At 67.6% G+C, this 12924-nt stretch carries 8 protein-coding genes and 3 pseudogenes; 2 read left to right on the top strand and 9 right to left on the bottom strand.

Features of this window, described 5'->3' with window-relative positions; translation table 11 throughout:
* Positions 1 to 249: 249 nt before the first annotated feature.
* The 6 genes and pseudogenes from ACZ4WV_RS26250 to ACZ4WV_RS26275 form a co-directional block, all read right to left on the bottom strand.
* Positions 250 to 584, bottom strand: a pseudogene (locus ACZ4WV_RS26250) (DUF5709 domain-containing protein); the annotation flags it as partial.
* A 34-nt stretch (positions 585 to 618) separates the two neighbouring features.
* A complete protein-coding gene (locus ACZ4WV_RS26255; protein WP_465750792.1) occupies positions 619 to 2007 on the bottom strand; it encodes a recombinase family protein in 1389 nt (462 codons plus the stop codon).
* 740 nt (positions 2008 to 2747) lie between these two features.
* A complete protein-coding gene (locus ACZ4WV_RS26260) occupies positions 2748 to 2990 on the bottom strand; it encodes a hypothetical protein (protein WP_465750794.1) in 243 nt (80 codons plus the stop codon).
* A gap of 27 nt (positions 2991 to 3017) precedes the next feature.
* Complete coding sequence (locus tag ACZ4WV_RS26265; protein WP_465750796.1) at positions 3018 to 3533, bottom strand: hypothetical protein; 516 nt, start codon at positions 3531 to 3533, stop codon at positions 3018 to 3020.
* 213 nt (positions 3534 to 3746) lie between these two features.
* Positions 3747 to 4436 (bottom strand): DUF6294 family protein, encoded by a 690-nt coding sequence (locus ACZ4WV_RS26270; RefSeq protein ID WP_465750798.1) that lies wholly within the window; start codon positions 4434 to 4436, stop codon positions 3747 to 3749.
* 874 nt (positions 4437 to 5310) lie between these two features.
* Positions 5311 to 6054: pseudogene (locus ACZ4WV_RS26275) on the bottom strand (Tn3 family transposase); the annotation flags it as partial.
* Between the two features lie 185 nt (positions 6055 to 6239).
* On the opposite strand from ACZ4WV_RS26275, the gene ACZ4WV_RS26280 reads away from it, so the two are divergent.
* On the top strand, positions 6240 to 6722 hold the full coding sequence (locus tag ACZ4WV_RS26280) for a WapI family immunity protein (protein WP_465750800.1): 483 nt from the start codon (positions 6240 to 6242) through the stop codon (positions 6720 to 6722).
* On the opposite strand, the gene ACZ4WV_RS26285 is transcribed toward ACZ4WV_RS26280, so the two are convergent.
* From ACZ4WV_RS26285 to ACZ4WV_RS26295, 3 genes and pseudogenes are all read right to left on the bottom strand, one after another.
* Complete coding sequence (locus tag ACZ4WV_RS26285; protein ID WP_465750802.1) at positions 6723 to 8828, bottom strand: tyrosine-type recombinase/integrase; 2106 nt, start codon at positions 8826 to 8828, stop codon at positions 6723 to 6725.
* The gene (locus ACZ4WV_RS26290; protein WP_465750804.1) at positions 8825 to 9982 is read right to left on the bottom strand and encodes a tyrosine-type recombinase/integrase; all 1158 of its coding nucleotides are present in this window, start codon (positions 9980 to 9982) and stop codon (positions 8825 to 8827) included. The genes ACZ4WV_RS26285 and ACZ4WV_RS26290 overlap by 4 nt, the downstream gene beginning before the upstream one ends.
* An 83-nt stretch (positions 9983 to 10065) precedes the next feature.
* A pseudogene (locus ACZ4WV_RS26295) lies at positions 10066 to 12477 on the bottom strand (Tn3 family transposase); the annotation flags it as partial.
* Between the two features lie 120 nt (positions 12478 to 12597).
* On the opposite strand from ACZ4WV_RS26295, the gene ACZ4WV_RS26300 reads away from it, so the two are divergent.
* Positions 12598 to 12924: transposase (locus tag ACZ4WV_RS26300; RefSeq protein ID WP_465750808.1), on the top strand; the 327-nt coding region annotated here is incomplete at its 3' end.

Consider the following 12924-nt stretch of genomic DNA (forward strand, 5'->3'; position numbering starts at 1 on the left):
GTGGGGGGGGGGGGGGGGGTTATGGTTGCGCAAGACAGGAAAGGAGAGGGGGGGGGCCCGGCCCCCCCCCCCCACCCCCCCCCCCCCCCCCCCCCTCCCCCCCCCCCCCCCCCCGCTGCTGCTGCTGGCTGCTGATCCCGGCGGCCCCGTCACCGAGGAGTTCGTGGCCGGGATCGTCTCCCACCTGATGCGCGGCCTGGGTCCGCAGGCGGGCGGAGCGAAACCGAGCGGCCCCGAGGGCACCGGGCGTTACGGGGTGGTGTCGTCCTGCTCGTCCGGGACGATGTGCACCGCGGTCTCTTCCGCTCCGGCGGCGCCGCCGTCGACGCCGGCGTCGGAGGCGATGAGGTCCTTCTCCGTGTCGCTCCGGGCGCCCTCGTCGGGGGCCACCAGCCGCCCGGCGCGGCGACCGCCCGCGCCCTGCGGGTCGACCGGCTCACCCTCCCCGTAGCGCAGGTCGCCGATCCCGTCGCCTCGTCGGGCAGGACGTCGGGCTCTTCCTGGGCCAGGCGCTGGTCCAGCGTCTCGCCCTCCCGCTGCTCGGCGGCCGTCACCCCCACCTTGCCCACGCCCAGCGGCCTCTCCCGGCCTTGGGGACCAACGGAACAGCCATTAGCGCTAAGCCGGTGATCTTGGCCCCTGGACCGTCGCCCACGCGCCACCGCCCTCAGCCCTCATCCCCCGCTGTCGTCTCGCTGACGAGCCGCAGGGCGGGGCGCTGTGGGGCGAACTCGCCGAGTTCGAGCGCTGCCTCGCGCCAGTTCGCGGCGAGCTGGAGCAGCCATTCGCTGTCGTGGCGGTAGCCGGGCGGCGGGGTGTTCGGGACGGTGGGCCACAGGATAGTGGCCGCGAACCGGACGGCGTGCATGGCGGCGGTCGCGTGGGCGTCGACGCTTCCGTCTTCCAGGCGCCGCAGCATGTCGAGCCGGGCGGCGGCGCCGAGGAGTTCGTCGTACACCCTTGCGTACTCCTGCGCGCGTACGGCCTGGAGGTCATCCACGGGGGCCTGCGGCGTTCGGGTGGGGCTGGGACTGGAGCCGTTCGCGCAGGTCGATCTCCTCGGGGGGGCGGGTCCTCGGGCCGGCGGATGCGGACGGGCTTGGGCCGCAGCGGCAGGTCATCGTCCGCGGCGGCCTCGGCCTCGGCCTCGGCGAGCGCTCGGTAGAGCGAGGCGACCGACGGGGAGGCGCCGGCGTTCTTGCCGCCCTTGATGGTGAGCGCCTTGGCGATCTCGGGGACGGGGACGCCCTTGTCCTTGAGCGCGACGGCGAAGGTGAGCATGTCGTCGTCGATGACCTTCGGCCGTCCGCCGTGGTTGCCCTTGGATGCGGCGATGACCTGGCCTTCGAGGGTCTTCTCGCGGATGTGGTTGCGCTCGATCTGCCCGGCGACGGCGAGCACGGCGAAGAACATGGCGCCCATGCCGTTGGGGTCGTAGATCCCGGTGAGCGGTCCGGTGAGGAGTTCGAGCTGGATGCCGCCGGCCTGGAGCTCGGCGGACAGCGTCATCAGCTCTGCGGCGTTCCTCGCCAGCCTCTTCAGCTCATGCACCGTGAAGATCACTGGCGTATCGGGGGCGGCCTCCTTGAACTGGTGGGCCAGTGCGAGCGCCTTCTCCAGCTCGGGCCGGACCTTGACCCGGGTGCTGATTTGCTCCTTGAAGACCTTGTGGCATTCCGCGCGGTGGAGGGCTTCGAGCTGGCTCGCCAGCTCCTGGCGGGCGGTCGACGTCCTCGCGTACCCGATCCTCACCGGCCGCTCCGTGCGGGGCGCGGGCACGATCGCGAGCGTCGGCTGCTGCTTCCATGCGCGGCCGGGGTGCCGGTCGGCGGGGACGGGGATCTCCAGTTCCTCGCGGAGGGCTGGGACGAGGACGAAGCGGGGGGTGTGGTACTTCGTCGCGGTCTTCCCGCCTCGGGTGCGGCAGGAACTGCCCGCCGGGGCTTCACACTTCGGACAGTCGTTTCGTTCCACCGCAAGTGCGGCCTGATCGGGCGTGAGATCCATCCGGGAAGTCTCTCAGAAGTGCCTCGCACAACACGTCGGTTTCGAGAGGACTTTTGCGAACGGCGACCTGCGGAAACGTGATCACCCGGGAGGCGTTCTCAGAACTCGCACAGATGGTCATTTGTGAGAATGGCCTGACTGAGGTTCGAACGCGCGGAGGGACGGGCCGCCCGATCGGGAGTCAGCGGCCTCCCGGAGAACGGCCGGGCGGCACTCCACTTCCAAATTGGCTGACCCCGCCTCCGGCGTGAGGTTGGCCGGCACGGTCCTCGGGCTGTGCCGGGGCAACAGTGCCCGCTGACCACGCCTCTGGTATCGGCTAGGGAGTGCAGCGACCAGGGGTGGCAGCCGGGCCGCCAGCCGCGGGCCCGGACTTCTCTGGTTCCTGGGGAGGTGCCCGGGCCCTCTCACGTGCGAGGAAGCCTATCTGCCGTTCCTTCCGACCGCCCCAGGAGTACACCCATTCTCACCACGATGCGAGCCCGTCTTCGCTCCGCGCGAGGCGACTTTTCATGGCGCACCAACCAGACCGACGAGCAGGAAACGCCGCCCACCGAATAGTGGCGCGAGCACGGGGAGTTAGCGCCTCACCCTATCCACCTCGCATTAATTCTCTGGCGTACACATAAGCTGTCTCTCCTGCGCCCGCCTGATCAGACCGGCTAATAGCAGACTCCGCTAATGGTTCGCGGCTGGCGGCGCCGACGACCGGCCACGTCTCGACGCGCCTGTCAGGAGTTTTACTCCTCCAACGGGGGCAGCGGCTGCGGGTTGAGAGCCACTTTCTCGGCTGCGGTCTCGTAGAGGCGAGCGGCGGCGAGGTATAGGGAGCGGCCCTCGTCAGCACCGCTCATGTTGGCCGACATCTCAGCCAACACCACCGCAGTGAGGATGTCGCGCAACCAGGGCGGGCGGGGGGGCCGACCGGGCGCGGGTGTTCCGCACCAGTCGTCCATGTTCTGCACCAGCATGGTCAGGCTCATGTCTCCTCCTGGTGTCCGGCTGCCATTTCAAGGTATCGGGGTGCCATCCGGGATGCCGACTCCGCCTACCAGAGACTCTGCATCGGTGCCACCGCCGACAGGGCTGAGCGAATCAACCATGAATGTGTGGTCGTGTGGAGCCACTGCGAACTCAGTATTTATGTTGCTGACGGCGCTTTGTCGCAGGAAGAAAATCTGTGGACGAAATTGCATCAGCCCGGAACCCGCTGAACCCGTAAAGAGTGTTTGTCCAGCCCGTCCCAGGGCGAGGCCGAGCCATATTTGGGTTGCAGGGGCGCCGGGCATCTGCTGCCGCGTGTCGCCGTCGTGGAAGAACTGATTGGTCAGTGCGCCGAACCGGTAGACGCAGAACTGCACGAAGAACTCCGAGGTCTGGAACGATGACCAGAAGCTCTGGTCCAGATTGAGGCCGAAGCGCAGCTCGACCTCTTCGTCCACGCCAAACGTCGAATGCTGAGTGCCGTGAACGACGTCGGTCCACGAGATGCGGCAAAGGGGGCTGTTGAAGGTAAGATCTGCCATGACCATCCGCTTTCCTATTCGACTGAGCACGCCGATCCATAGGGCAGTAAGAGGGAGGTGTGAGCGTGCTCCTGGCACCGCCACGGTGCCTGCCGGGCTGTAGCGGCTGTCGAAACTGCCGTGTCCAGAGACCTGGCCCAAGCAACTTCTCAAACACTCGCTGAGACTTCACTCCGTGATCAACAACGAACGCCCCCAGGACCGTCGCGCCTCTCAACAATGGTCACGCCTGCTGACAATCGCAATCGATTCGAAGAAATGTGACGGGAAAGTGAGGTTGTCATTTGTCCATACCTGTAGGCTTTGCCACAACGTTTGTGAGCAGAATCTCGGCCAGGCGAATAGCTCGCGACCGCCACTGTTAAGGAATGACATTGTTACACAATAAGAATCGTTGTGGTAGATTGAGTCGACAACGCCTCGCCATGATGCGCTGCCGTCGGCCCTGAGAGTCAAGCGAGCGCCGCCTAGGCTGCATCCGCCCAAGTTAGTCGTCTCTTCCCAATAAAAATCCGCCGAAGGCAGGTCGTGTTGGCCCGAGGTCGCCGACCTGCTAGCCGTGGCTAGATGACCAGGCTGAATAGCGGTGAGCCGCGAGTTGGCGGATGTGATCAGCTGGCCAGCCATCACATGCAGGGGATTCGACTCATCGAGTTTGAATTTCATGCGAACAAGCAGATGACTGTGCTCGCGGCAGGACACTTGATCGATTACTTCGACCTCCCCGATGACCTCAGCGGGAACGTCTATCCATCCACTGTCGCAGGAGCCCGGAGCAAACGCGATGCATTTGTCCTTGTCCGACGCCTTGACCATGCCAGTGTACTGGTGATCGGGCCGAAGCTTCCCCTCAGCCAGCGCTGCCACCAGTGCCTCGCCGGAATCAAACCTATTCTCGGCCATAGCGGCTCCTCTCGCGGAGATTCTGAACTGCACCGATGCGGTACGCGACGCAGAGCGTGTCACCGCTGTCAACAGCGTCACCACTCCACACTGTGGAAAGCCTGGCCGCGGGGCTACGCCACCCGGCTTTCTAGTTGAAATCGCTGAAGGCGGCGCGCTAGAAACGGAGATTTGACTTACGGTAACTTCTGAACTCTGCTCGGCAGGGCGGAGAAAGTCTCGCTTTAAGGAGACCACATGGAGCCAAGGTTTGCATCTTGCGCGATGGCTGAAGTTGGAACTATTCTTGGGCTGGAATGTTGAGTGCTGCATAAATCACGCTTTTAACCGCACTTTGTCTCCTAGCACGAGTGGTCTGCTTCGCGGGGCCCTTCGGCCAAAGCTCCACGGTCTGTAGCGAACGGAGCAACCACCCGCCGACTGCTCACTGCGCAAGATCGTTCTCAGCGCCAACCGCTGTACCGATGTTCCCCAAGCCCGGCTGTGAGCGGGAGCAGCGCCCTGTTCATCCACACAGCATTGTTCAAGAACGGCGCGCTCATCGGCGGCAGTGAATCAGTGATCGGCATTAACGTGAGCGGGGGGGGCATTCCAGGCCCCCGGCGGGCAGACGCTCCTGCACACCTTCGCCGCCAAGGACCGAGTGGAGCTCCATGCCTACCGCCACGGGCGCGTCGGCAGCGCCTCCGTCTTCAGCAACGGCACCGGACGCACCGGAGTCATGGCGCACTGGGTGAGTCCAGGGTTCTGAGGGTGGGCGTACGGGGGGTCAGGCAGCAATCCGCGGCCTGACCCCCCAGCGCACACCATGGAACCGGGCCGGGTCCGTCACCCGGCCAGGGGTGGGGGCGAACTCCAGAGCGGCCAGCGGGGCTCACTCGTCGTGGCCGTCGTCATCATCGTCGAGGTCGACGGCGTCCGGGTCGCGCAGCGGGCGCAGGCCGTCGGCCGGCTGGGAGGCGGTGAAACTGTAGCGGCCCAGGACGTTCAGATTCTTGTGCTTGAGCGGGGACAGCCGCGCCACGTCCTCGTCGCGGATCTCGTGGCCCTCGGCGCGGAGCTGGGCGACGGCGGCGTCGATGTACCTCGTCGTCCACAGAACGACCGCATTCAAGACGAGGCCCAGCGAGCCCAACTGATCTTCCATCCCGTCCCGGTACGCCTGGTGGATGGTGCCCTTCTTGCCGTGGCAGATCTCGCGGGCCAGCTTGTGGCGGGACTCCTGGACGGTGAGCTGCTTGTGCATCTGGCGCCGGTAGGTGTCATCCATGGGGTCTACGACGGCGAGCAGGTGCAGGGTCTTGGCGATCCGCCCGTACTCGGCGAACGCCTGCCCCAGCGGAGTCGGGTGGCCCTCACGGCCGAACATCCTCAGCAGGTCATACGCCCGCACCTGGTTGGTGACCAGGGAGCCGGCCACCCGCAGCATGTCCGGCCAGTGCGTGATGACCTTCTTCACGTTCACCTTGTTGCGGGCGATGGCCTCCAGCGGCCCGTAGCCGCCCGCCGCCTCGGTGCCGGGCATCGCCGCCTTCCAGAACCGCTGGTCCTCCAGATCCTTGAAGCGCGGGGAGAAGCGGTAGCCGAGCATCTTGAAGATGCCGAACACCATGTCGGAGTTTATGTGGACAGTTCAAGTTGATCACCTCGTGTCTTTCAGAGCGTCGAGAGTTGGTCGAATGCGGCCAGTCCGTCTCAGCTGGCCGGTGACGGCTCGGGTGGGCGGCTGGACGCTGGGGGTGCACATTTAGGGGCGCTCACCCTCGCGCTGGAGCTCGGGAGAACCCGTGACATCCTGTGGCGGTGCTTTTGAGTGATCATGCGAGCAGTGTCGAGCTCAGTCTGCTGCGGTATCAGTTCCCCGAGGTTCGGGGTAACTCATACGACGACAACTGGCTGGTCGTCGGTGGGGCGGTGACGACTCCCGAGGGCAGCTGGTCCTTTGCCGATCCGTGTCTGCTGACCGGTGAAGCCCGTGAGGTGTCCGCTTGGTTGCGCGCGGTGGCCGCGGGGACGGTGGCTGTGACCGGACCTGATGCCGAAGGCTGGTTGGATCCGGACACGTGGTTCGTTGAGCCGGTCCTGGCCGTTAGCCTCGCCGATCGAAGCGATAGTGGGGCGGTGATTCGCGTTCACCTGTCCTTGGAGGCGGCACCCCCATGGCAGCAGGGCGATGACGGGGCGGACATCTACCAGTACGTCGTGGAGGTGCGGGTGGATAAGTCTGCGCTCCTTCACGCAGCTGACCAGTGGGACCTTGCTTTGGCTTCCTTCCCGACTCGCTGATCAGCCGTGATCCTCCTTCTCCAGGGTGTCGGTCGGGTCGTCGTGTGGCTGGCCGAGGTCGGTCAGCAGCTTCTCGATGCGGCCCGCGGTGCAGTGGTGGCGTTCGACCTCGCGGGCCCAGCCATGATTGGCGGCGTCGGCCGCAAGGGCATGCTCGACCTGGCGTCTCGCCCGAAGCCGCGGCGCGTAGGCGGGTGTGGTGACGAACTTCGCGCAGGTCAGGTAGAGGTCGCACTCGCAGGGGCCTTCGGCCGGGAGCCGCAGGCAGTGGCCGAGTTCGAGTTCGGTCTTGAAGAAGTTCGTCTTCAGCCAGTCGACGGCAGCCTCGGGCAGAGCACCGGACTTCAGCTCTTCGGCGGCGGGGCCGGCGATGCTGGCGCCGGATTCGAGGACGGCCTTGTAGTCGCGGAGGACCTCCTGGTCGCTGATCTGCGCATAGACGAGTGCCATGGACACGCTGGAATGCCCGAGGACCTTCATGATCGTGTGGAGCTTGGCGCCGCGCTCAGCGAGCTGGGTGCCGACGGTGTGCCGGAACCGGTGGGCGGTGACGGTGCCGCGGCCGGCACCTCCGCGACCGCCGGGCTGGACCAGGCCGACGGCCTTGCAGGCCGCCTGGATCGGGGTGTCGAACAGGTAGAAGGTCGACAGCAGCTTGCCGTGCTGCATGAACAGGTAGCGCACCGGCTGCCCGGTCAGCTCGTCAGTGAAGGGCCGCTCCGGTCCGTTCTTGCGCAGGTCGATGACCTTCTGCAGGGCGGCGGCGGCATCTGCGTGCAGGGGGACGACGCGTTCCTTGTAGGTCTTGCGGGCGGGCAGCCGCAGCCGGGCGGTGCCGTCTGGGTAACGGTCCAGACAGTCGATGGGCAGTCGGCGGATCTCGTCCCGGCGGGCGCCGGACCAGCGGGCTACCAGCAGCGCGGCGCGCTGGAAGGGACAGGCGATCTGCTCGACCACCGGCATCAACCGGTCCAGTTCGTTGTCGGGGATGAACCGCGGGACCTTGATCGGTGACGTCGGCGAGTCGCCGGGACCGATGAGGCTGTGACCGGGGACGCCGTCCCACTGCCAGGCGGCGGTGTCCCGGAAGAACTGGCCCAGACCGGAGGCCCGCTGGATCCGGGAGACGACGCCGAGCGGCTTGCCGGTCTGCTCGGTCGGTGTCTCGGCGATGTGCTGGAGCCAGCCCAGGCAGTGGTCGCGGGTCACGTCGGCGAACGAGTCGATCTCGGGATGGTGTTCGCCGAGCCAGTCCCCGAAGCGGCGGATCGCGAGCTCCAGCTTGTCCACGGTCGACGGGCGGTCGGTCAGCCGCCGGGCGGCGAGCCACCTCTCCGCGACGGCCTGCATCTGTGGGGGCAGGACCAGCGGCGGCTTCCAGGACGGCATCAGCTTGCGCGGCTCGGTCGCGACCTGACCGCGGTGGTAGAGCACGACCTGCAACTGGTGGAGGTGGGTGATCCAATTCTTGGCGGCGCCCTCCAGGTAGCGCTGCCGGGACGGGTAGAACCGCTCAAGGTCCGGGTGGTCGGCGAAGTACCGGATCGCCTGCAGGGCCTCGGCGATGTGGTCCTCGGTGATCGCGGTGACGTCGAAGAGGCCGGTGTGCAGGGCGATGCGGCTGACCGACCAGTGCATCGCCTGACGGGCCGAGTTCGGGTTGAAGCCCAGGCTGATGGCGTCGGCAACGAGCCGCTTGGCACCGAGGTCGATGCCGAGCGCGGCGGCCGGCTCGATGATCGCGAGCTGCCCGGGGGCGAACAGCCACGGGTAGTCGAACGTCGCGTAGCCACGCAGTCCGAGGTAGACCAGGTAGGTGCGGGCCCGGAAGGACACCGGGTAGGACGGGCGGTGGTACGACTCGCCGTGCAAGCGGCCGACCCGCTCGACCAGCGGGGCGCCGAACCAGCCGGACAGCGTGGGCCAGAGCTCGACGAATTGCCGACGGAACCACAGCTTCATCAGCTGGTACTGGCGGTTGCCGTCGTGACTCTGGACGTGGGCGCGCCACTCTTCCTCCGGGCAGTGCCGTCGGCTTCGGCGCTGGTGCGGAATGGATCCGGGGCTGGCCAGCATGGTCGCCGTGGAGACGGCCCGGGCCCTCACTTCACCTCCCCGGCAACCGAGTTGTGCCCGCCGAGAGCACGGTTGTACTCGGCCACCACGGCCGGATCGGAGACCCGGGTATAGATACGAGTCGACTCCGGAGAGGCATGTCCGAGTCGCTTCTGCAGCGTCAGCTCCCGCATTCCGCCCTCCCACATGCGCGTGGCGTGAGTGTGCCGCAGAGCGTGCGGGGTCACCCAGGGCTCCCGGATCCCAGCCCGGGTGCAGGCGCGGGAGAACATCCGCACCAGGCCGTCGTAGCCGAGCGGCTCCAACCTGCGCGCGCCGCGGCCGCCGATCAGGAACACCAACGGCGTTTCCGCGTCGGTGGGCCGGTTGCCCATCACGTAGGCGCTGACCGCAGCCAGAGCCTCGGGCTCGTGCAGGTCCACCACCCGCTCGTAGCGCGACTTCGACCGCGCGCCCTTCGGGTGGTCATCGCGGTGGCGGATCACCACCCGCCGCCGGCCGTAGGCGATGTCCTCCAGATGCAGACCGAGGACCTCACCGGGACGCAGGCCGCCCTGGAGCATCAGCAGGACCAAGGCCTGGTCGCGCACAGACCGCAGCTCGCCGAGCAGGGCCCTGACCTGGGCCTCGTCCAGCGGGCGGGGCAACTGCTGGACGGTCTTGACCCGGACCGCGCGGCGCACCGGCCGCTGCCGGCTGGCCCGCCCCATGAACGGCTGGTGCCGCTCGGAGACCCGCTGCAGGGCGGGGTCCGGCCGCTTCTCGATCGGGTTGGCCCGATCCAGCAGCCCGGCGAGGATCACGTACTCGTAGAAGGAGGACACCGCAGCCAGGATCCGGTTCACGGTGGTCGCCGCGAGCTTGGTGGCCGGCCCGTCCGGGGTGACCGTGGCGACGGTGAGCACCATGCGGTGCCGCGGCCGGCGGGAGGGCACCGATCGCAGGTACTCCAGCAGCGGGATCGCGTGCGGCGGGGCGAACTCGTCCCAGGTCAGGCGGCGCCCGCCGAAGAACCGCCACAGGTGTCGCAGGTCGTAGGCGTAAGAGACGAGCGTGTTCGGCGAGCAGTCCCGCGCGGCCAGGAACCGCAGGAAGCCGGAGACGACCTCGATCGGCTCGCCCGCGTCGTCGAGCAGCTCAACCAGGTGCGATCCATCGTCTCGACGCTGGTGCAGGACACGCACAGGAACCTCCGAAACGACCCCGTCTGACGGCCTGCCCGGCCGCTCTTCCGGGCTAACGGGGAGTGAGGTGTCCAGGTAACAACATAGGAAGCGTTGTCGGTGGCGACCATCTCCGGCTTCACCCCGCCGTCCAGGTTCAGCAGCGCGTCCAGGATGAACAGGGAGTCACGCGGGGTGCCGGGCACCACCATCTGCCCGATGCCGATTACCTGGTCATTGATCGCGTTCAGCCAGGTGATGCCCTTCTTCTTCGCGAAGTACTTCGGCGAGGGCGCGGCGTTGATGGTCCTGGTGGGGACGACGAAGCGCAGGCCGTCGACTGAGGCGAGCAGGCCCTTGCCCCAGAACTGCACGATCGGCACCCGGGCCTGGGCCTCGATCAGGGCGGCGTTCGCCGCGGCGATGGTGTCGGCCCGCAGATAGTACTGGTCGACGTGGACCAGCCGGGAGCGGGCCAGGGCCTCGTAGCCCGGGTTGATGACCGGCGTCATGCCGATGTTGCACGCCTCCGAGACCAGCAGCGCGACCATCGACGTCGTCAGGTCCTTCATGCGGGTCTTGCCGTCGCCCAGGTGCACGAAGGCGTCCAGGAACCCCGTCCAGCCGTGCACCTCGAACAAGAGGTCCGGCAGGTCGATCTTCGGGAGCATCTTCTCGACCCGCTCGCGCAGCCACTTCAGCGACTCCGGCTCACCGAGCGCGTGGAGCTTCTCCACGTTCAGCTTCGCCCGGCCGTTGGGCTGCACCTCGATACTGATCTTCGCGTCCGCGCCGGCCTCCTCCAGCCGCTCAGCCATCTGCCTCCACGTCGCGTCCAGGACCGCTATCAGTTCCCGCAGGTGCCACTCCGCGTCCTCGTCCAGGCTCAGGCCCGCCAGGACGTCCTCGCGCACCGCCTCCCATCCCTTGCCCGCCAGCAGGCGGGCCCGCGGGTCGGCCCAGCGGTGCGAGGGCAAGGCGAAGACGTCGCGGCGCCGCAGATCCCCGAAAAGCTGCTCCAGCACGCACACCACGTACGCGTCACGGTCCACCGCCCCCTGCGGCAGATCCGCGTTCGCATACACCGCCTTGCGCCAGTGCGACGGAACCAGCTTCTCGTCGACCTCACGCGGCAGCAGAGGCTTCTCGCCCACCTTCCTGCGCGACAGCGCCGGGAGCCGCTGGACCCCCGCGAGAATCCGCCTGCCGGCAGGCGCGGCGTCCAGCGCCTTCGACTCACCCAGCAAGGACAGGAACGGCTTGACCGTGTTGTAGCGCAGCGCCAACGCGCCCCGCAGCGCGGCCTCGGCCGTGTCGTCACCCTCCGGCACCAGACTCACCACGGTGACGGCCGCGCTCGACAGGGCCGCCCGCGGCGCGACCTCCTCCAGCACCGCCCATAGCGCCGCCACGTCCACATCGCAGCCGGTCTGCTCGATGAGCTCCAGCTCCTCGATGAACACCGTCGCCGCCCTCGCCACCAGCCGCGATGCCTGTTCCAGCTGCGGTAGCGCCGACAGGCGCTGCTTGTCTGTGGACCGCTTCGCGGCACTGATCAACCGCGTCGCCATCAGGATCTCGAACAGGTCCAGCGCGTCGTCGATCGCCTTCGCCTCCAGATGGCGCATCACCGCGGTGAGCATCGCCGTGCGCTTGGGCTCCGCAGACCGCTCCAGCTTCGCCGCCTTGGTGCCCAGCCCGTAGCGGGCCAGCGCGGACAGCCGGTTCGGCGGGATCTTGTCCAGCTTCGCCCGCCCCAGACGGAAGGCGGCGATGTCCTCGACCCGCTGCAACGCGCCCTTCATCGCCGTGCCCGTGGTCCGCGTCGGCGGCCGGCGCATCCGCTCCAGCTCCGAATACCGCTTGCCCTCCGGCGTCTTCAGCGTCGCCACCAGATCCCCCGGCAGCGCAGCATCCGCCCGCCGGACCTCCTTGGCGACCGTGGCGTGCAGCCGCTCTTCCGCGATCCTGCGGACCTCGGCGACCTGCCGGGCCAGCACGCTCACCCCCGGCAGCAGCACCCGGTTACGGCGCAGCCAGCCGACCGAATGATCGAACAGGGCCTTCGGCCCCTCGGCGTGCGCCGTCCACGCCCGGCCGTGCAGGAACGCCCGGAACTTCCGGCCCTGGGCGTGGTCCTCGTACAGGTGATAGCCGTACGCCTCACGTATCTCCCACGCGTGCTCGTACGCCGTCATCTGCCGCTCGGTGTACCGCTTGATCTGAGAAGCGTCCTCGATCTCCAGCTGCGCGGCCAGGTGCTCCACCACCGGCCACGGCACAGCCAGGGGGCCCTCCAGGAACAGCCCGATGTACCTCACCGTGCACATCTGGAGGGCGAAGCCCAGGCGGTTGTGGTCACCACGCCGCTTCGCGATCAGCTTCCGGTCCTCGTCATCGAGGAAGAAGAACCGCTCCAGCTCAGGTCTCGTCGGCTCATCCGCGAACGATCCGAACGCGGTGGCCTGCTCATCAGTCAGAAATTCCACGGGCGTATCGCGGACGTAACCAGCCACAGCGAGCGAACGGGGATCTTCCGCCGAACGCCTCTGGCGAGCCGACTATGTGTGCTAGACGGCCAAGATCAAGTGCTTAGAAGACATCTCATTTGGATCGCTGGGTAGGCTTCGCGGGTGATGATCGTGGAGCGGCTGGTGCCGGACGAGTTGTGGGAGCTGTTCCAGTTGGTGGTGCCGGACGCGCCGACGCGTCCACAGGGAGGCGGTCGGCGGCGGTACGGGGACCGCGAGGTGCTGGCGGCGATCGTGTTCGTCGCGACATCGGGGTGCACCTGGGCCCAGCTGCCACCGTGCTTCGGGCCCTCCGGGCCGACGGCCCACCGGCGCTTCACCGAGTGGAGCAAGGCGAGGGTGTGGGCCAAGCTCCACCGGGTCCTCCTGGACGAACTCGGCAGCCGCGGTGAGCTGGACTGGTCGCGCTGCGCGGTCGACTCGGTCAACATG

The sequence above is a fragment of the Kitasatospora sp. NPDC029312 genome, from assembly GCF_055569215.1.